At 40.0% G+C, this 20,663-nt stretch carries 16 protein-coding genes; 9 read left to right on the forward strand and 7 right to left on the reverse strand.

Annotated features, from left to right (window positions below):
- Window positions 1-379 precede the first annotated feature (379 nt).
- Window positions 380-2,200 (forward strand): DNA/RNA non-specific endonuclease, encoded by a 1,821-nt coding sequence (locus tag HMPREF1865_RS04530; RefSeq protein WP_060919343.1) that lies wholly within the window; start codon window positions 380-382, stop codon window positions 2,198-2,200.
- A gap of 15 nt (window positions 2,201-2,215) precedes the next feature.
- Complete coding sequence (locus HMPREF1865_RS04535; RefSeq protein ID WP_060919344.1) at window positions 2,216-3,178, forward strand: C1 family peptidase; 963 nt, start codon at window positions 2,216-2,218, stop codon at window positions 3,176-3,178.
- Between the two features lie 134 nt (window positions 3,179-3,312).
- Here HMPREF1865_RS04535 and HMPREF1865_RS04540 read toward each other — a convergent pair whose 3' ends face one another.
- The 4 genes from HMPREF1865_RS04540 to HMPREF1865_RS04555 are packed head-to-tail and all read right to left on the reverse strand — an operon-like array spanning window position 3,313 to window position 7,056.
- Window positions 3,313-4,413 carry a metal ABC transporter permease gene (locus HMPREF1865_RS04540; protein ID WP_060919345.1) on the reverse strand — a complete coding sequence of 367 codons (1,101 nt, stop codon included), beginning with the start codon at window positions 4,411-4,413 and terminating at the stop codon, window positions 3,313-3,315.
- Window positions 4,410-5,375 (reverse strand): metal ABC transporter permease, encoded by a 966-nt coding sequence (locus HMPREF1865_RS04545; protein WP_060919346.1) that lies wholly within the window; start codon window positions 5,373-5,375, stop codon window positions 4,410-4,412. Before HMPREF1865_RS04545 ends, HMPREF1865_RS04540 begins: the two co-directional genes overlap by 4 nt.
- Window positions 5,372-6,103 carry a metal ABC transporter ATP-binding protein gene (locus HMPREF1865_RS04550; RefSeq protein WP_060919347.1) on the reverse strand — a complete coding sequence of 244 codons (732 nt, stop codon included), beginning with the start codon at window positions 6,101-6,103 and terminating at the stop codon, window positions 5,372-5,374. Before HMPREF1865_RS04550 ends, HMPREF1865_RS04545 begins: the two co-directional genes overlap by 4 nt.
- 11 nt (window positions 6,104-6,114) lie before the next feature.
- A complete protein-coding gene (locus HMPREF1865_RS04555) occupies window positions 6,115-7,056 on the reverse strand; it encodes a metal ABC transporter solute-binding protein, Zn/Mn family (protein ID WP_060919348.1) in 942 nt (313 codons plus the stop codon).
- A 460-nt stretch (window positions 7,057-7,516) separates the two neighbouring features.
- On the opposite strand from HMPREF1865_RS04555, the gene HMPREF1865_RS04560 reads away from it, so the two are divergent.
- From HMPREF1865_RS04560 to HMPREF1865_RS04575, 4 genes are all read left to right on the forward strand, one after another.
- Window positions 7,517-7,894 (forward strand): energy transducer TonB, encoded by a 378-nt coding sequence (locus HMPREF1865_RS04560; protein ID WP_060919349.1) that lies wholly within the window; start codon window positions 7,517-7,519, stop codon window positions 7,892-7,894.
- A 10-nt stretch (window positions 7,895-7,904) separates the two neighbouring features.
- Window positions 7,905-8,252 (forward strand): energy transducer TonB, encoded by a 348-nt coding sequence (locus HMPREF1865_RS04565; RefSeq protein ID WP_060919350.1) that lies wholly within the window; start codon window positions 7,905-7,907, stop codon window positions 8,250-8,252.
- Window positions 8,253-8,481: 229 nt separating this feature from the next.
- Window positions 8,482-10,098 (forward strand): PAS domain-containing protein, encoded by a 1,617-nt coding sequence (locus HMPREF1865_RS04570; protein WP_060919351.1) that lies wholly within the window; start codon window positions 8,482-8,484, stop codon window positions 10,096-10,098.
- Window positions 10,099-10,466: 368 nt separating this feature from the next.
- Window positions 10,467-12,095, forward strand: coding sequence for a phosphoenolpyruvate carboxykinase (ATP) (locus tag HMPREF1865_RS04575; RefSeq protein WP_060919352.1), 1,629 nt, complete (start codon window positions 10,467-10,469; stop codon window positions 12,093-12,095).
- A gap of 115 nt (window positions 12,096-12,210) precedes the next feature.
- Here the strand turns inward: HMPREF1865_RS04575 and HMPREF1865_RS04580 are convergent, their stop codons facing one another.
- Window positions 12,211-12,915: an RraA family protein gene (locus HMPREF1865_RS04580; RefSeq protein ID WP_060919353.1), complete on the reverse strand. Its 705-nt coding sequence runs from the start codon at window positions 12,913-12,915 to the stop codon at window positions 12,211-12,213.
- 12 nt (window positions 12,916-12,927) lie between these two features.
- Window positions 12,928-14,871: an aconitate hydratase gene (locus HMPREF1865_RS04585; RefSeq protein ID WP_060919354.1), complete on the reverse strand. Its 1,944-nt coding sequence runs from the start codon at window positions 14,869-14,871 to the stop codon at window positions 12,928-12,930.
- A gap of 136 nt (window positions 14,872-15,007) precedes the next feature.
- Here HMPREF1865_RS04585 and HMPREF1865_RS04590 point away from each other — a divergent pair, with 136 nt between their 5' ends.
- From HMPREF1865_RS04590 to HMPREF1865_RS04600, 3 genes are all read left to right on the forward strand, one after another.
- Complete coding sequence (locus HMPREF1865_RS04590; RefSeq protein WP_060919355.1) at window positions 15,008-15,913, forward strand: LysR family transcriptional regulator; 906 nt, start codon at window positions 15,008-15,010, stop codon at window positions 15,911-15,913.
- A 371-nt stretch (window positions 15,914-16,284) separates the two neighbouring features.
- Window positions 16,285-18,420, forward strand: a complete 2,136-nt coding sequence (cooS, locus tag HMPREF1865_RS04595; RefSeq protein ID WP_060919356.1) for an anaerobic carbon-monoxide dehydrogenase catalytic subunit — start codon at window positions 16,285-16,287, stop codon at window positions 18,418-18,420.
- A 599-nt stretch (window positions 18,421-19,019) separates the two neighbouring features.
- The gene (locus HMPREF1865_RS04600) at window positions 19,020-19,382 is read left to right on the forward strand and encodes a hypothetical protein (RefSeq protein WP_008603073.1); all 363 of its coding nucleotides are present in this window, start codon (window positions 19,020-19,022) and stop codon (window positions 19,380-19,382) included.
- 120 nt (window positions 19,383-19,502) lie between these two features.
- On the opposite strand, the gene bioB is transcribed toward HMPREF1865_RS04600, so the two are convergent.
- A complete protein-coding gene (gene bioB / locus HMPREF1865_RS04605) occupies window positions 19,503-20,531 on the reverse strand; it encodes a biotin synthase BioB (protein WP_060919357.1) in 1,029 nt (342 codons plus the stop codon).
- Window positions 20,532-20,663 lie beyond the last annotated feature (132 nt).

The raw sequence follows: 20,663 nt of genomic DNA on the forward strand, positions 1-20,663 counted from the left end.
TATACTAGTTTTGACCTAAGCAGTTAAAGATAGATAATCTAGCTATTTAGGAGCTGGTATAGATAATAACGACATAGCCGCACTAACATATGAATTGTTAGTGCGGCTTTTGTACATTTCATTATAATCGACCTGTTTATATGGTATAATTATAAGTATAAGAAGAGGAAAGTTCCCTATAAAAACTGAACCCAGGGTTCTATAGAAAGTATACTGTATACATAATTGATAGTATAACTTCTTTTAATGAAAAATCGTATAAGTTTATCATTTCTATTATGAAAGGGTTATTGTTAACTTTTCATACTATTCATATATAGAAGAAAGGAGTGATTATAACTTTTTATGATGTTCATGTAAGTATGAAAGGAGTGTTTTTATGTTACGTGGTATTATTGAACAAAGGGAAATCTCGAAAGAAAGCCTTGAAGCTAAGAAGCATAGAATTCAGGAAGAGGCTTTAAAGCGATTTACCGAAAATGAATCTAAAAGAGATTCCGGTCTTGAAAAAGAGAGTGTTAAGCTCGATACGCTTCAGTTAAGGCGGAATATGCTCAATGACTATGATTCCATTGCGATGGAGCGAATAATGGGGAAAAGTGATCTTTTTCCTATTGCTTACTTGCAAATGGGAATGGATGCGGGAAATTCTATTTGTCGCGTTCAAATTCGCGATGACAAGGGTAGCTTTATTGGCTCCGGAACGGGCTTTTTGGTTTCTGATAATATATTGATGACCAATAATCATGTAATCGATAGCATGCAGACCGCTCTAAATTCCCTGGCAGAGTTTAATTATCAGGATGATGAAAACTTTATGCCATGCCCTACGTATACCTTTCGCTTAAACCCTGAACAGTTTTTTATTACTGATGAAAAGCTTGATTTTACGCTCGTTGCAATTAAAGATAATCCTGCAAGTGCAAAACATCCTAAAGATTTTGGACATCTTCACCTCATTCCTGAAACGGGAAAAATTCTTGAAGGCGAATATGTTTCCATCATTCAACATCCAAAGGGAGGACCTAAGTCCGTCACTATTCGTGAGAACAAGGTTAGCTCGATTTTCGATGACTTCATTCATTACCTTACCGATACTGAACCGGGTTCATCCGGCTCTCCGGTATTTAATGATCAATGGGTCGTTGTAGCATTGCACCATTCTGGGGTGCCTGATCCTAATAAAAGGAATGCCTGGATTGGCAATGAAGGGATTCGCATCAGTTCTATTTCAAATTACTTTGCAACGAAGTTTAAGGAACTCACTGCAGGGGAAAAGAGATTTATCAAAGAAATATTCCCTAATCTAAATGTCGATACTGAACCGGAACCGGCTCCTGAGCCACTAATTCCAAATCCTGAACCGCCGATTCCAGATCCTGAGCCACCGACTCCAGAGCAAAGGGATGTAGGCTATAATAGTGCATTCCTTGGAGCAAAGTATAAAGTTGATCTTCCAAAACTCTCTGAAGAAATGCAGAAGGATGTATCCCGTATGGATAATGGAAGTTATGTTCTCGATTATACTCACTTTTCCATTGTAATGTGCCGTTCGCGTTGTCTGGCCTATTTCACGGCTGTGAATATAGATGGACAGCTAGCACAAAATATTAAGCGAAGTGCAGATAATTGGAACTTTGATCCGCGCATTCCTGAAAGTGCTCAGTACGGAAATGATTTATATGCCAAGAATGATTTGGACCGCGGGCACCTTGTGAAAAGATTGGATCCGGTCTGGGGTGATAAGGCTATACAGGCGAATGATGATACATTCTATTTCACAAACAGTTCACCTCAACATAAGAACTTAAATCAAAAGATTTGGCTTGATTTAGAAACTTATATCATGAAAAATGCACAGAACTACAACTTGAAGGTTACTGTGTTTACGGGACCGGTATTTCGAAGTGATGATATGATTTATCGCGGAAAATTCAAGATACCTGCAGAGTTTTGGAAGGTTGTAGTCATGGTTAAGGACGATGGAAATATGTCCGCTACTGCATATCTCCAAACTCAGAAGAATATGATTGAAAATCTTGAGTTTGCTTATGGCGAGTATAAAACCTATCAAGTTCCTGTTACTCGCATAGAGGAAATCACGGGGCTCGATTTTGGGGAGCTTTCAAAATATGACCCGATTGCAACTATTGAAGCGGCTGGTTTGATGATTGAATCTCCAGAACATATTAGACTCTAAAAGAAAGGAGCTACTATGCAAATATTTCCTTCACTATATGGACAAAGAAAATTTATGAGAGGCTGTAAAGCCGGTGAACCACTTACTACAGGTTGGTTGCCGCCACTTCCCGATTTGCGAGATTATTCGAATGAACATCCTGTTGTTGCCGCTCTTTCCATGCGTCTTGGCATCAATGAAGCGGACAATTTGGAAAATGCAAACGAAATACCTAGTTCTATTGATCTTCGGGAATGGTGCTCGCCTGTAGAGGATCAGCTAACCCTTGGATCTTGCACAGCTAATGCCGTCGTGGGCATGGTAGAGTATTTCCAAAAAAGAGCGTATGGGATTCATATGGAAGGCTCCCGATTATTCGTGTATAAAGCGACGAGAAAGCTCATGCTTTCCGTTGGTGATTCTGGGGCTTGGCTTCGGTCGGCAATGGGCGCACTTGTATTGTTCGGCGTTCCAGATGAAAAGTATTTACCTTATACCCTTGATGGGGAAACGGTAAATCCAGATTGGGATAGCGAACCCGATGCATTCCTTTACTCGTTAGCCAATCATTTTTCTGCTGTTAACTATTTCTGTCATGATCCGATTAGTAAGGACGTACCAAAAGATGAGGTTTTAGCGAGTGTTAAGACATATTTAGCTGCCGGTATTCCAGCGATGTTTGGTTTTTTCGGTTTTCCGTCCTTTGAAGCTGGCGATGAGCCTGGCTCTATTCCGTATCCTTGCCAAAATGAGCAGGCTCAATGGGGGCATGCGATTATGGCTGTAGGCTATGACGATGACAAAGTGATTGTTAACACGAGAGACAATCAGTCCACAAAAGGTGCCTTGTTGATACGAAATTCTTGGGGTACTAAATGGGGCCAAGAAGGCTACGGATGGATTCCTTATGATTATGTACTAAACGGACTAGCAAAAGACTTTTGGTCGCTCCTATCTATGGATTGGATTGATACTAAACAATTCGGATTGCCTGTTTAAATAAAAGTTTTTACATAAAATTAACCGGTACCAAGATAATCTTGGTACCGGTATTTTTGTGTCATACTGTTCTGTACTAATTTAAACTGCAATACTTCAATTTCAGCATTGCCTTAGGATTGATTCGTGTTGTTTTAGATTGCGTCCTTGACTTGTTCTATCCCCTTATCGGTTAGTGCGTATCGCCCTTCCGTTACATAGAGCAGACCTTGTTTCTTCAGATTTGATGCGGCTTGATAGGTATAGTCCGCTGTCCAGTTCAAATGCTCGTGAATGGTGCCAATGCCGTTTTCAACGTGCGCGATAGGCGTATCCATATGAGTATAAATATGGCACAGCATCATTGTTTCCCGATAATGGCGACGCAAATGACGTTGGCGACGGTATGTGGCGATATAGCCTGTTTTTGGTGTTGCGATAACAGCGATAATCAGTGCGATACCGATGGTGGTTGCAATGGAACCTGCGATGGACACGTCCATGGTGAAAGCTACTTCCGTACCGACGACAGCACAGATAATACCGATGATGATACTACTAGTAAGCATGGCTTTCACAGAGTCCGTCCATAAATAAGCGATGGCTGCAGGTCCTATCATGAGACCGATGACGAGAATGGCACCTACTGCTTGGAACGAGGCCACAACGGTGAGGGATACCATGGTCATGAGTACATAGTGGATGAGGGCTGGCATAAAGCCGAAGAGCCCCGCTAGTAGCGGATCAAAGGTGGAGAGTTGCAATTCCTTGTAGAATAGCATGACTAAAATTAAATTGATGAGCGCCACGCCTAGGGAAACCCATAACGATACAGGTCCTAAATCGTTGCTATTCACAATCCATCGATCAAAGGGGGCAAAGGCTATCTCGCCGAGTAATGCGGTATCTACATCGAGATGAGCATTACCGCTGTATAAGCTGACCAAGATGATGGCGATGGAGAATAGAAGTGGGAAGATGATACCGATAGATGCATCTTCATTGACGAGGCCAGTATTGTGTATCATTTCCGTAAGCCATACAGTACCTACACCAACTAAGGTAGCCCCGACGAGTAGAAATGGAGAGTTTAAATCTTCCGTTATAAAGAAAGCGAGCACGATGCCGAGGAATACGGTGTGCGTAATGGCATCGGCCATCATGGACATGCGGCGTAATACGAGGAAGACCCCAGGGATGGCACATGCGATAGACACCGCAATGGCAATGAGCAATATCTCTGTATGAACTGTCATGGAGCACCTCCTATGCGAGGTTGTGCGTCCTCAAGTGCGTAAATACTTTGCTGTGCCTTGGTTTTGGGAGCTCTTGTGGTTTCTAACAATAATGCGTGCTTTGACTGTCTATTTTTGCGGAACTGCCAGAGCATACCTCTGTTAGGAGCAAAGATGAGGCTCAACAATACGAGAATCGATAAAATGACGATGATAGCTGGACCTGTCGGTAATTTGGGGACCGCTGTACTCCAGATAGTACCGCCGATGGCAGATATCATGCCAAAAAGACCTGCTAATATACACATGGTGCCCAGTTTATTCGTCCACTGTCTTGCCCCTACGGCGGGTGCAATCAGGAGGGAGCTAATCAAGATAGCCCCTACCGATTGAATGCCGATGATGATGGTCATAATCAATAGTGAACGATATAAAATAAGGGTGAAAGTGACGGGAATTTGTAGTGTTTTGGCGTATTCCACATCGAAGGAGATGAGCTTTAACTCCTTCCAGAATAATGCGGTTAACACGATGATGATGAGCGCCGCTGCAGATGTGATGTATACGTCGCGCGCTAATATGGTGGCCGCCTGTCCAAAAATGAATTTTGAAAGTCCCGCTTGACCAGCATTGTTTAAGCTTTGTACATAGGTGAGCAATACCATACCGAGCCCAAAAAAGGCGGAGAGTATGGTGGCTAAAGCACCATCAAATTTGATTTTGCTGTTTTCTACGGTGATGGTAATGAGCCAAGCCGCAGTGATAGAGGATAGGGCAGCACCTGTGATGAGAACTTCGATGTCCTTGATGCCTGTCAACAAGAAGGCAATGACCACACCGGGTAATGCCGCATGAGATAGACCGTCACCGATGAGACTTTCCTTGCGAAGCACCGCAAAGGTGCCAGCGATACCACTGGCTAGGCCTAAGAGCGCCGTGCCGAGCAGTACCATCTGCGTCGTATAGGATTGGAGTATGGTCATACAATCCTCCCCTTGCCGTAGGTGCGCTCAATAGCTTCGTCCGTAAATGTATCTGCTACGGGGCCATAGGCAATAGTTTGTTTGTTTACCATTGTTACCCAATCAAAATATTGGGGCACCGTATTTAAATCGTGGTGGACGACGATAACCGTTTTGCCTCGAACTTTCATTTCTTGTAACAGGGAAATAATAGCATGCTCTGTGGTTTTATCAACGCCCTTGAAGGGTTCGTCCATAAGGTAAATATCTGCCTCTTGGACGAGGGCTCTTGCGAGGAAGACGCGTTGTTGTTGTCCCCCTGAAAGTTGGCGAATTTGTCGATCCACATAGTCGCTCATGCCCATTTTTTCTATCATGGAGAGGGCGAGTTCCTTATCCTTTTTGCTAGGTCGCTTGAACCAACCTAGATGACCATAACGGCCCATGAGGACTACATCCAGTACGGTAGTGGGAAAGTCCCAGTCTACGCTACCACTTTGAGGGACGTAGGCGATTTTCTTGTAATCGTTTTTGTCCATCGCTAAGTGGTGATCGATATAAAATTTTACACTTCCTGAGATAACTGTTAGTAGGCCGAGCATGGCCTTTAATAATGTGGATTTACCGGCACCATTAGGGCCGACAATGGCCGCTAAGGAACCGATGGGTACCTTCATATCTACGTCCCATAATACGGGTTTTGTCGTATATGCTACGGTCATATCTTCAACTTCAACGGCCCATTCCATGGAAACCTCCTTTATTTAAGTGCCTTAGTAATCGTATCAATATTAGCTTTCACCATACCGATATATGTACCACCTTCAGTGCCTTCAGAACCGAGGGAGTCGGAGTATAATTCACCACCAATGGAAACGTTCCAGCCTTTAGCTTTAGCTGCTTCTTGAACAGCCTCGATAGTTTTATGCGGTACAGAAGATTCTACGAAAATAGCTTTGATTTTGTGGTCAACAATGAATTGAACTAGATTATTCACATCTTGTGTACCTGCTTCTGTGGCAGTACTTACACCTTGTAAACCTTTTACTTCAAAGCCGTACGCGCGAGCGAAGTATTGGAACGCATCGTGAGCTGTTACGAGTACGCGTGATTCTTTCGGAATCGATTCTGCTTGAGCTTTAACGTACGCATCAGTTTCATCTAATTTAGTAAGATATGCGTCATAGCGTTTTTTGTAATCTTCTTTATGAGCCGGATCGGCTTTAGCAAGACCTTCGTATACTGCTTTTGCTGCCAGTTTCCAGTTAGCAACGTCAAACCAAATATGAGGGTCTTTTGTTTTTACACCATCTTCTTCGTCAAAGTCGAGCAGTGTAGCTGGATCAATGGCATCAGATACGCGGATAGTTGCTTTATTTTGCTTTGTTAGATTATCGAAAATGGAGCCCATTTTACCTTCCAAGTGAATGCCGTTATATACTACAACATCCGCCTTAGACATAGCTGTTACATCGCCTGCACTCGCTTGATATAGGTGAGGGTCTACACCTGGGCCCATGAGACCTTGAACGGTTACATGGTCACCGCCGATTTCTTTTACTAAATCCGTTAACATCGTCGTTGTAGCTACGACATTAAGTTTTTTCTGACTATCTTGGGCGGTGTCTTTTCCGCAGCCTGCAAGGGCAAATAATATAAGTGCTAATGATACGACGACTAATACGATTCGATTGAATTTCATAATAAGCCTCCTTTTTATAGATACTAAATTTAAAAACGTTAACAATCTTGTTTGAGGGAAATGTTTTGTTCTAATAATGAATTAATTTGAAAAAGAATATGTCTCTGAATTTAAACGGAAAAATAGCCGCTACTAACGTAGCGGCTAGTGGCAGTTATACAGTCTTCTGCTAAGGTCAAAATAATTTAGGGATTAAGTGCTTGTAGATTGTTAGGCCCAATGAGGGCAACGATACCAAGTACCATCATGACCTTCATTTGAATACGCTTTCTACGTCTCATGATGAACCTCCTTTGTGTAGTTTTTTGTCATATCAACTAGATATGTGAGTCCGAACAGTTATCTTAAATTCAATATATCATAAATGAGAAATTTTATCAATAAGAATTTATTCTTTTAATATTCATCTTTATTTAGTATGATATTATGCATAGACAAAAGGTTAATAAGGAGGCTTATTATGAATAAATTATTCCGATACGCTGCTGCAGCTGTACTTGTTGCATCTTTTGGCATGTTAAGTGATTATACAGCTGATGCGGCGAAGTTTTTAGAATCTCCAAGGGAGGTTACTATTGTAAAACCAGAGTTGCCTGAGATTCCTCAAACTGCTACGGTAGCGCCTGATATGCGCGTACGCTTCTTAATCGATAAAAAAGGTAATGTTAAAAATGTTTTCATAGAGCGTTCTTCTGGCTATACTCCAGTTGACGAAGCAGTAAAAAAAGCGATTTTACAGTGGAAGTTCACACCTGCTATTGGCACAGATCAAAAAGCACATGAATCTATCATTGGGATGACAATTACTCTGCCTAAGCAAGCTGTGACAGCTAAATAAGGAGAAAACGATGAATAAAGTGTTGCGTTGTATTATCTTAAGCTCATTGTTTGTAATTAGTATGGTAGCTTCTGTGTTGGCAGCTCCATATGATCCACCAGTAGCTATAGCTACACCACCTATTGACCGAGCATTGCTCGCTGCCTATGGTGAAACTGCTCATGGTGCAGATATACGTTTTACCATCAGGGAAGATGGTTCTGTAGGGGATGTTGAAGTTGTTTCATCTAGCGGCTCTAGTGCTCTTGATGCAGCCATTGTTGATACTATTTCTAAATGGAGATTTAGTCCTGCTACAGATTCCAATGGTAAACCTGTAGCATCTTCTAAAATTGAATATATTGATTTTAAAAACTAATCAAAATCACTCATACAGAACTGCACTTCAAAAATTGGACACAAATTTTGAAGTGCAGTTTTTGTATGCCAAAATATTCTAAAAAATAAAGTAAGGTTATTCATTTTCATAACATTGGATTCGTAAATTTTAAAAATTAATCAAAATTGTATCTATAGCAACTGAAAATTACTTTCAAAATGGTATAATAAAAATATAATTATAGATTAGCCCGTGGAGGTACAAGCATATGAATCCATTAAAACAAAAGCTAGATATTAACAATGAACGTTACAGAATTATTGTGTCCATTAAAGAAGATTATTTAGATGGTAAATTGTCCTTAGAAGAGGGCAATCGCATTTTAAAAGAGAAACTAGGTACTTGTACACCTGATGAATTTGCCTACGCAGAGCAAAGTTTGAAAGGTGTTTACAAGGACGAAGAAATCCTAGAGAAAATGGATGATCTCTTAGATTTATTTGACGGCGTTTTAGTACGTGCCGAAAATGAATACCCTGAAAACCATCCGTTGTGGGCATACTTGGAAGAAATCAACGCTGTTGAAAAGGTAGCCCTAGAAGCGGATGAATTATTAAAGCAAGAGAATTTTATCAAAAATCCGTGGCTTGGCATTTTTGATTCCTTAGCAGAGTGGAGAACACATCTGTCTCGTAAGCAAAATCAACTGTATCCAATGCTTGAGGACCACGGTTTTGACCGCCCAACGCGCATTATGTGGACCTTTGATGATGCTGTGCGCGATGCTATCTCTGCATCCTATGCATTGCTTCGGGAAGATAAGTATGAAGAATTCCTAGCGTCTGTGCCAGAAACTTTGGCGAAATTACGGGATTTGAATTCTAAAGAACTAGAAGTCTTATTGCCAACGTCTTATAAATTGTTGAGTGACGAAGAGTTTGTTCGAATGAGTAAAAATGACCATGAAATTGGTTATGCTATCATCAATGCGCCAGGCTTATATGTAGTGCCAGGTATCAATGATTCTGCGGCGCAATTGAATGATAGTCATTCAGCTCAAAGTGGTGCTGTATCTAACGAGTTCTTAAATGATTTAGCCGGCTTGCTATCTAAATATGTAGGCCCTGTTGGTGGTGCGCCCGTTGGTAAGGACGCAGTCCTCGATGTAGCCACAGGTAAATTGACATTAGAGCAGATTAATTTGTTGTTCCGTCATTTACCAGTAGATTTATCCTATGTAGATGAAAATGAACTAGTTAAGTTCTACAGCGATACGGCACATCGTATTTTCCCTCGCAGTGCGAACGTTATCGGCCGTGAGGTGAAGAATTGTCACCCAGCAAAATCTGTTCATATAGTAGAAGAAATCGTAGAGAAGTTCCGTTCTGGAGAACAAAGTCAAGTGGAATTCTGGATCAATAAACCAGGCTTGTTCATCTATGTTATCTACACAGCAGTACGCGATGAAAATGGTAAATTCCGCGGCGTATTGGAAATGATGCAAGATTGTACACATATCCGTGAACTCGAAGGTTCTCGTACATTGTTGACCTGGGATAAAACCGATTTTGTAGGCGATGGTGGTAAGGAAAAATCCTTGGCTCAAGAGGCTGCAGAAGAGGTAGAAGAAGAACCGTTAACAACTGATGCGGATGGTCGATTCCATATCGATGCAAAAACAACATTGTCGAATCTAATTAAACAATGCCCGGAAATTGTAGATCATTTGATTTCTTTAAATCCTAAGTTTGAGAAATTAAAAACACCTATGGTAAAAGTAATGGCTAAGGTGGCAACAATCAAGATGATGGCAGAACGCGGCGATTTTGAGGTAGATGATCTAATTAGTAAAATCGACGCATTTATCAATAAAGATAAGAAATAATTGTGTTTTTTAAACGTGAAAGAGGCAAGTGCTTAGGACCTTGCCTCTTTTTCGTTTTGCTATTTGACTAGTTGCTTTGTAAATATAACTAGTTACTTTGTAACTCTGTCTAGTTTTTAAGGTGTTCTATTGCATACTAATGGTTTTATACAGCTAGATGTTAATTTATTACATTACAAATATGTTGCACTAATTCGAAATAAACATACATTAATTTCCTATAAATCATCTGTTTTATGTATACAAATTTGATTGAAAAGGGTAAAATAGAAAATAATGAAAGTATTTGCCTAAGCAGTGTTTTCATATACAAAATTACTTTTATAAGAGAAATTACTAATATAGTTAAAGGTGAGGATCTAGATACTATGTCTACAAGACGCGTTTGGAAGCAAAGTGAAATCAAAACAAACCCATTATTTTCTATGATGCGCAGTACAATTGAAACTGCATTCTATGGGAACAATGTAACTCCTGTAACATCTGTGGCACAAGCGTATCAATTAGCCTCTGAAGAGCCAGGTGTTATCGTCCTCGATATGCCAGTATTTAAACCATTAGAGCAAGGTTTGCCAGCTGATGCAAAGGTCCTTGTTACAAACGATGGTAAAACTACTGGCCGTTATGCTAAAGCTCGCCGTATTATTGGCGATGAAGGCATAGATGAAGTTGAACTCGCTAATATTGCACGTGATGCAGTATATGATAGCCGCAATAAAGAGTGGATTTCTGCAGAAGCTATCGTTGGTCTTGATAAAAAATTCACAGCTCGTGCTCATTTGATGATTCCAAAAGATCACGCGTCTATTTTGTATTCTTGGCTCATGAACTTCAAGTTCTTTGATGCAGCTGTAAAAGAATTCTATAATGACAGTGTAGAGATCCCAGAAGGCGACATCTATATTTACTCTGATCCTGACTATGTTGTACCAGGTCATCCAGGCGGTCTTGCTATTTTCGACCCTGCTCATAACTGTGCTATGATTCTTGGTATGCGCTACTTTGGGGAACATAAAAAAGGTACACTTACACTTGCGTGGTCCTTAGCAAATCGCTTCGACTATGTTGCTTGCCACGGTGGCATGAAACGGTACAACCTTGAAGATGGTAAATCCTACACTATTGGTGTATTCGGTTTGTCCGGTTCCGGTAAATCCACATTGACTCATGAAAAACATGATGGTCGTTATGATATTTCTATCTTGCATGACGATGCATATATCATCAATACTGAGGATTTGAGTTCTATTGCTCTTGAACCTACGTACTTTGACAAAATGCAAGATTATCCTGTGGAACATCCTGCTAACGAATTCTTGTTGACGCTACAAAATGTAGGTGTAACGATGGATGAGGATGGCCGTAAGGTTGTACTGGCCGAAGATGTGCGAAACAGCAATGGACGTGCTATTAAATCTCAATTCTGGACAGATAACCGCGTAAACTACGTAGGTGAACCTGTTAATGCGATTGTATGGCTTATGAAAGATAAAACATTGCCACCAATCCTTAAGATTTCCGATCCTGTATTGGCTTCTACAATGGGTGCAACCCTTGCGACTCGTCGTTCTACAGCAGAAAAACTTGATGCTCACGTCGATCCAAATGCGCTTGTTATCGAGCCATATGCAAATCCATTCCGCACATATCCATTGGTTCGTGATTATGAAAGCTACAAAAAATTATTTTCTAAATGTGGCGTAGAATGCTACATTATGAACACTGGCTTCTTCTTGGAAAATAAAATTCCTAAAGAAGTTACTCTTGATTTATTAGAGCGTTTGGTAGAAGGTACATTAGAATTTAAACCATTCTGTGAATACGAAAACCTTTCCTATGTAGAGGTTCCTGGCTTTGAACCTCCATTCGAAGTGCGCGAGTATCATCACCAATTGCACCAAGCTTTTGAGTTCCGTTATGATTATGTAGAAAAACTTAAAGGTCATAAAAACGAATTACCTCAAGAAGTATTGGATGTACTTAAATCCTTAATGTAATTGTAAGATTCATTACATCTTCAATATTATTGGAGATTAAGTAATTCCTAAATTAATAAGGCCCTCCATGTGGAGGGCCTTTTGTATGTTTTGATTTTTAGGTGTTCTAATTTAGTTACATATTTTTCTTTACATACTCAGCTACATCTTTTGTGAGAATGCTTGTGAAATCATGGATATTGTTAGCGGCGTTATAGTTAAATTCTTTGACTCTTTTGAGACGCTCAATATCTGAAGCGTTTTTTTCCTTTGCTACCTCTAATACGGCAGATGCATATTCCTTAGGGATGACAACAATACCATCAGTATCAGCAATGAGTATATCTCCAGACTGGACTTCTATATTTCCTATCGTGATAGGAATGTTGATGCCACCTAAATCGGCTTTACCTGGTCGTTTTGGATAGGTACCAGTACAGTAGATTGGTAAGTCTAGATCTTTAGAACCATCTTTATCTCTTACAAAGCCATCTAAAATAATCCCTTTACAACCATTTAGTGCTGCTAAATGGGCTTGAATATCACCGAGAAAAGCACAGCTCTCATAGTTGTCTGTAGCGATTAATAAAACTCGGTTTTTGGCATGTGTAGCCATGGCTAGATGAACAGGCAAGCTTGTACCTTCTGGCGCATATACCGTGGTGATAGGCCCAACTAGTGTTTTCGCATAGTTGTGAAGTGGGCGGATAGTATACGGTAAACAACCACCATGTTCTAAATTCAATATATCCATTGCGTCACTAACGACACTAGAGGATAATTTTTCGAATTCTTGAATTGTCTCAGATGAGACTGTTGTAATAGTATTGAAAATTTCCATAGACACCTTTTGTTAGTTGTTTCTATTCTTCTCTTGTACCAATCGGAGTTGCCCGCCTGCTATTAGGATTTCTACCTCACGATCTGTTAAATCAGATACAGTTTCGAAGTCAAAACCTTTTGTTAGATTAGTAACCCGTATGTTTCGGGTTTGTAATTGATCGGGGAAGTTCAGGATTTCTAATTCATCATCCTGACTAATGCGATCATAGTCAGAGGGGTTAACAAAGTTAAGCGGTACAACACCATGATTAATAAGATTATTTTTATGAATACGTGCTAATGATTTTGTAATGACCGCTTTTACCCCTAGATACATAGGCGCGATGGCGGCATGCTCACGGCTAGATCCTTGACCGTAGTTTTCGCCACCCACTATAAATGATTTACCGTATTGCTTAGCGCGCGATACGAACTCGGGGTCTATACGACCAAAGGTGATTTCACTAATAGCTGGAATATTAGAGCGTAGTGCAGAGAATTGTGCACTAGCAGGGGTAATATCGTCAGTAGTAATATTATCTGGTCGGTAAGCTGAAACATGAGCTCGAATAGAGCTAGGTAGAGGCTCATTGATTGGCATAGGCTTAATGTTAGGACCTCGTACGACTTCTATGTCATCTGTAGTGTCGCTAGGTGGGATAATCATAGTATCGTCTACGGCATAGAGGGAGGGCTCAGTTACTTGTAAAAGTACATCTGTTACGCCTTCTGTAATTGGATCTGTGATATACCCTTTAAGAGCACTAATGGCAGCTACTTCAGGGCTACCAAGATAAATGGATGCGTCTAATGTACCACTGCGGCCTTTAAAGTTACGGTTTGATGTGCGCAAGGATACACCATTTGTACGAGGCGCTTGACCGATGCCTACACAAGGGCCACAGCCACACTCCAAAATGCGGGCTCCAGCATCTACTAATGTTGAGATGATGCCGTCACGTAATGCCATGGAGAAAATTTGACGACTACCAGCAGCTACAACGAGGCTAACATCTGGATGGACGGTATGACCTTTTAAAATGGCGGCTGCCTTAGCGAGGTCTGTGTAAGAAGCATTTGTGCAACTACCGATAAATACTTGGTCAATCTTTACTTGAGTTGTCAAATCTTTGATAGGAATAACATTATCTGGCATATCTGGTTGTGCTACTAATGGCGTGAGTTCATTCAAATTGATGACAGTTTCTTCATCATAGGTAGCATCGTCATCTGGTAAAAGTTCAATCCACTCTTCTTCGCGTTGTTGGTTGATAAAGAATTGATGTACTACTTCATCGCTGGGGAAGATTGAGGTAGTGGCGCCCATTTCTGCCCCCATATTTGTGATTGTAGAACGGTCATAAATGGAGAGACAAGACAAGCCTTCCCCTGTATATTCGTAGATTTTGCCAATACCACCTTTTACTGTTTCACGACGCAACATTTCAAGCACAATATCCTTGGCAGATACGCCAATAGGAAGGGTGCCTTGTAAACCAACTTTCACAATGCGCGGCATTTTTATATAAATTGGCTCACCAGCCATAGCGAGGGCTACATCGAGGCCTCCTGCACCGATAGCTAGTGCGCCGATGGCACTGCCTGTAGGAGTATGGCTGTCAGAGCCTAATAGGATTTTTCCTGGTTTACCAAAACGCTCAAAATGCACTGTATGGCAAATGCCATTACCTGCACGCGATAGGTAAATACCGTACTTTTTAGCAATAGACTGCAAATAAACGTGGTCATCAGGGTTTTTATTATCTGCATATAGTAAATTATGATCTACATAGCTGACAGATAATTCTGTTTTAACACGAGGAATATTCATGGTTTCAAAAGCTAAATATGCTTGAGTCCCTGTTACATCATGTGTCAATGTTTGATCTATGCGAATAGCAATTTCTTCACCTATATTCATGTTTCCTGATAATAGATGAGTGGCTAATATTTTACGAGAAAGATTTTGCCCCATAATAAACTCCTTTATATTCCCCATTATAAAAGGGACTGAGATACTTATCACTATGTAATTAATACTATCATTTATAGGCTATTAGTGATAATATTTGTTAATGATAAGATGATAATGTTTAGTTATAAGGTGTTTTATGGATATTAAGGATATTAAATATATAAGTACCATCGTTGAGATGGCATCATTTTCAAAGGCATCTAAAAAATTATATATTTCTCAGCCGGCGTTGAGTCAGGGGATTCGTCGTATTGAAGCAGAGCTAGGAGTTACGTTATTTGTTCGTGATCGCACAAAAGTTGTGCCAACTGCTGCGTCGTTACAAATTGCAAAAGAGGGCATGCCGTTAGTTTTAAAGGTGGAGGCTTTAACGCAATCTATCATTAATCAAGGCACAGATGTAGCCTATCATGTGCGTATCGGATTGTCTCAATTCTATGGTCATCATATGTTGGGGAAAACATTGAAAAGCTTTCAACAAATTGAACCGTCTTGGGAGTTCCATGTTGTAGAGGGAGAATCTCACTTTTTGGAACAGCAAATTTGTGATGGTTTAGTTGATGTTGGGCTATTCCCAACGCCGATTTATTCTCAGGATCTTGAAAGTTATCCCGTATTAGATGAACAAATTTTATTAGCTATTAGTGTGGAAAATAAAAAAGCTATAGCCATTGCGGATTCGCTTATGACACCAGATGGTATACATGAAATCGCACCATTTGGAGCGTTTCCGTTTATTCTGTTGAGAGAAAGTCTTAAGTTACGGACATTGGTAAATCGTTTGTGTCAGGCTGAATCCTTTGTACCTAAAGCTGTTATTGGCTCTGAAAATCTGGACACTTGTAGATCTTTGGTAGAGGATGATTATGGTATTACATTCTTGCCGAGCACGCTCAATAGCAAGGGGGATGACGATAAGGTTAAATTTTATCCTCTTGCATCGAAACTTTGTTTCCGCCAATTAGTTCTTGTGGCGAGGTCTGATAGGGCAAAACGTTTCCATTTATCTGAAGTAGCACATATTATGCAGCAATTTTTGTAATATATAGGTATAAAGAGCGTTAGATAGTGTATCCTGAGACGGGCGGGGGATTTTTAAAAATTAATCATTAAATTATAGAGGTTAATTCCTGTAAAAATTAGGAATTAACCTCTTTTTGTTTATGAAAAGAAACTGAAGGAATCGAATTTAATAAATATAGCAGATATCACATTTTTAGATATATATGTGTCAAAAATTTCTCAAATTTTAATTGACAAATGTCCTTTCAGAAAATATACTTATAGTAATTTAAAACATATTTAGGAGATAGGATTTAAAACCCATTATTATAGTGGATTTAAAAAGAATTAAAAGTAGAATATGTTTTTGTTTTTATTGGTTGGCCTATGTAGGCCCCTAGGAGGTTTCAAATGAGGAACGATGTGGAAAATAAAAATATCCATGAACACAATCATGGTGAACAACATGGTCACGACCATAATCATGAGCATCATTGCCACTGTGGCGGTCATGATCATCATGGTCACGACCATAGTCATGCAAAGGCTCTGCCGACGGATAAATGGGTGCCACACACTCATGAACCAGGGGTACCTCATGAACATGGCGTAAACGACTATATGAAAGCCGTTGCTGAGTATCGTAAAACATGGCCTACAAAACAAGATGTTATCGAGCAAACACCAGATCCTGCGGTACGCGAAATGATTCTTCGCATGGAGCAAATCGGTTGCGATACAGTATTTGATCGTTTTGATAAACAACAACCGCAATGTACCTTCGGTATTGCCGGTGTATGTTGCCGTATCTGCTTCATGGGTCCATGTAAAATTACACCTAAGAGCCCTCGTGGTGTCTGTGGTGCCGATGCTGACCTTATCGTAGCTCGTAATATGACACGTGCTGCTGCAGGTGGTTTGACTCAACATGGTGCGCATGCTCGTGAAATCTTGATTTCTTTGAAAGCGGCTGCTAATGACCAATTGGATATTCCAATTTTAGGGGAAGAAAAAATCCGTACTGTATGTAAAGCTTTCAACATCCCTGAGGAAGGCCGTTCTTTAAAAGAAGTGGCAAATGACTTGGCAGATGTTCTATTAGAAGATTTGAGCCGTGCATTACCTGGCGAATATAAAACCATTACTGCAATGGCTCCTGCTGAACGTCGCGAAGTTTGGAAAAATTTGGATATCTTGCCTATTTCCGCATACAATGAAGCCTTCGATGCATATCATCGTACATGCGTAGGCACAGATGGCGATTGGGAAAGTAACATGAAGCAGTTCTTGCGTTGTGGTCTTGCTTTCACATTCACAGGCGTAGTAGCAGCGGACATCGCAACAGATGCATTGTTTGGTCAAGGTGGTCGTCGCACATCTAAAGTTAATATTGGTGCCTTGAAAAAAGGATATGTTAACATCGCTGTTCATGGTCATTTGCCAACATTGGTATCCCAAATTTGTAAAATTGGTGCTTCTGAAGAATATTTAGAAAAAGCGAAAGCTATCGGCGCTAAAGGTATTCAATTCTATGGTATCTGCTGCTCTGGTTTGTCCAGTATGTACCGTTATGAAAATGTTATTCCATTGTGTAATGCTATCGGTGCTGAACTTGTACTTGGTACAGGCGCTCTTGATTGCTGGGTAGCTGACGTTCAAGACGTTTATCCTGCTATCATGGACGTAGCACGTTGCTTCAACACAAAGGTTATTACTACATCTGATGCAGCTCGTTTACCAGGTGCTGAACACATCGGCTACGACCATCATCACACTAACTTGGCTGAAACAAAAGAATTGGCTCGCAAAATCTTGGATCGTGCTCTTGAAGCTCATGAATTGCGCAAAGGTATGCCTGTATTCATTCCGCCATACGAAATCACAGCAGAAGTTGGCTTCTCTCCAGAATCCACTGTTAAACATTATGGTTCCTTCAAACCATTGGCAGAGGCTTTAAAATCTGGTAAAGTTCGCGGTATCGTTAACGTAGTAGGTTGTTCCAACCCTCGTGTTATCTATGAAAAGGCAACTGTAGATATTGTTGATACACTTATTAAAAATGGCTGTATCATCCTTACAAATGGTTGTGCATCTTTCCCATTGATGAAACTTGGCTATTGTAATACAGATGCTAACAAGAAATGTAGTCCTGCATTGCAAGAGTTCTTGGGTGATGATCAACCACCAGTATGGCATGTGGGTGAATGTGTAGATAATGCGCGTTCCTCCGGTATCTTCGGTGGTATTGCGGCAGAACTTGGTCTTAACTTACCTCAATTGCCATTTGCTATGTCTAGCCCTGAATGGTCTAACGAAAAAGGTATCGATGCATCCCTTGGCTTCCGCTTGATGGGGATTAACTCTTACCACTGCGTTGAGCCACCTACACAAGGCTCTGATGCTGTTACAAAATGGCTCAAAGAAGACACTAAAGATATCTTAGGCTCTGTTATGTATGTAAATACGGATCCTGCTAAAGTAGCTGAGAAAATCTTGGCAGATATCGATGAAAAACGTGCTGCTTTAGGTTGGGCTGAAGTAAAATAGTAAGATAGAAATTAGTAAATTGTAGTTTATAATAAAAAACGCTCAAAAGCGTAATGGTTATCGTATTTCCTTAAGCTTTTGAGCGTTTTTTTTTTAAGAATATAGTATTACTTGTTAATTCGTGAGTCCTTATAAACCCTTTACTATTAACCCTTATGGTAATATGTATGTAGACTTAACAATATGTATAAGTTTATGAAGTAACGAAAAAAGGACTCTGTATAGAGTCCTTTTTTCATGTAAGGGGAGTGTTAGTATTAATATCAAATGAAACATGTATTTAAACAAGTAGTAGGTTTGGGGTTAGTATTACTTGTCGGGAGATAAATACACGTACGGTAACCAGGGAATTGTTACCTCTATTTATCATTTGACATTATCATTATAGGAAGAGTAAATGAGTTAAAAATGAAGAAATTTAATAAATTTCTTTAAGTTTCTTATATTTGTAAAAAACATGGTAATTAATTTTAATTATTGTTGATAAATATGGGACAATTTTGGTATTATATAAAGGAGAAGTTATATATTTTATAAAGGTTTATCCACATTAAGCTTTTATAAAATATACAGCTCGATAGCATGAGAGGGGCAGTCATATGAGTAAAATATTCACCATATTAACACTTTTGTGGCTACTCAGTATAGGGGGGACTACTAACGCAACGGACTGGTACTATGTTGGACCAGATGCATCAGGAAACCAATTATTTATTGACAATGACAGTGTACAGAAGAGTGATTACGATGCGCTTTTGTGGCTGCGAGTTAATGAACTGGGTGGCGACGAATTGCGATATAAAGTTTATATCAGTAGATATAATCGAACCATGGAAACATTGAAGGTAGATGCGTACATGTCAGACGGGACGCCGTATGAGAATGTAGAATTTAATGAGAATCCTGAGCCCATTGCAGGGAACACAAATGGGCAAGCCATTTATATTTTATTATGGAAATAAAAGAACCATCTAGTACAGCAAACTAGATGGTTCTTTTTATGTGTAAAATATTTATAAAGCATTAGGGAATATTTTATATACTACATCCTCTAGATATGGAGAATGGTATATATGAGGTTTTTAGACTTGAGCTGTATTGCGAGTCAACTCCAAGTCTTGAATCATTTGGAGATCGTCTTGAGGTGAACGACCGCCAGTAGTTAAGTAGCCACCAACCATGATACCGTTTAGGCCACCTTTTAGAGCATAAGCTTGTAAGTCTCGTAGATTTACTTCGCGGCCGCCTGCAGTCCGTATCAATGCGTTTGGCAAGATGAAACGGAATACAGCGAAGGTACGTAAGATATCCAATGGACGTAAAGCTTCGTTGCTTTCAAATGGAGTCCCTTTAACAGGATTCAAAATGTTTAATGGCACGGAGTCAATATGTAAACGTTTAAGTTCGAACGCCATTTCAACGCGTTGTTCTAATGTTTCGTTAAGACCAAGAATGCCGCCAGAGCAAACACGGATGCCTGCTTTTTGTGCATTATCTATGGTAAACATTTTGTCTTCGTAGGAATGTGTAGTACAAATATCTGGGAAGTGACTAGGTGCCGTTTCGATATTGGAGTGGTATCGAGTAACGCCAACTTCTTTTAATTTGAGTGCTTGTTCGTAAGTTAACAACCCAAGAGAACAGCAGATTTCAAGGCCAATTTCATTTTTGATACGGCCTAATACATGGATGATTTGATTAAATTCATCAGGGTTATTAGTATTACGACCACTTGTTACGATGGAAAAACGAATTGCACCAGCCTCTTTAGCTTTACGTGCTGCTTGGAGAATGCTTTCTTCATCCATGAAAGGATACTCCTGAACGCCTGTGTTGTGGTGTGCGGATTGAGCACAGAATTTACAGTTTTCAGGACATTTGCCGGACCTAGCATTAACAATGGCACATACATCCACAGAATTATCATTGAAATGTTGGCGAATTTTATCAGCCATAGCGAGTAGAATCATGGTATCATCATCTGAAGTATGAATTAGCTCGATTGCTTCTTCTTTTGTAATTTCGCCGCCGTTCATGATGCGGTTTGCAATGGTAAGAATTTTTTCGTATGTACCCACTTGGGATGGTTGTTGATCTATAGGCAAAGCCATAATAGCCTCCGGGAAATTGTTAACTTAATAAAAACATAATATATTGACAATTTGATTGTAAACGTTCATGCATAAATTGTCAACTTAATACATGAATTGGTTAACAAAAATAATAACATATTATGATTTATA

The sequence above is a fragment of the Veillonella parvula genome (assembly GCF_001553335.1).
In the GTDB taxonomy this organism is placed as follows: Bacteria; Bacillota; Negativicutes; order Veillonellales; family Veillonellaceae; genus Veillonella; species Veillonella parvula_S.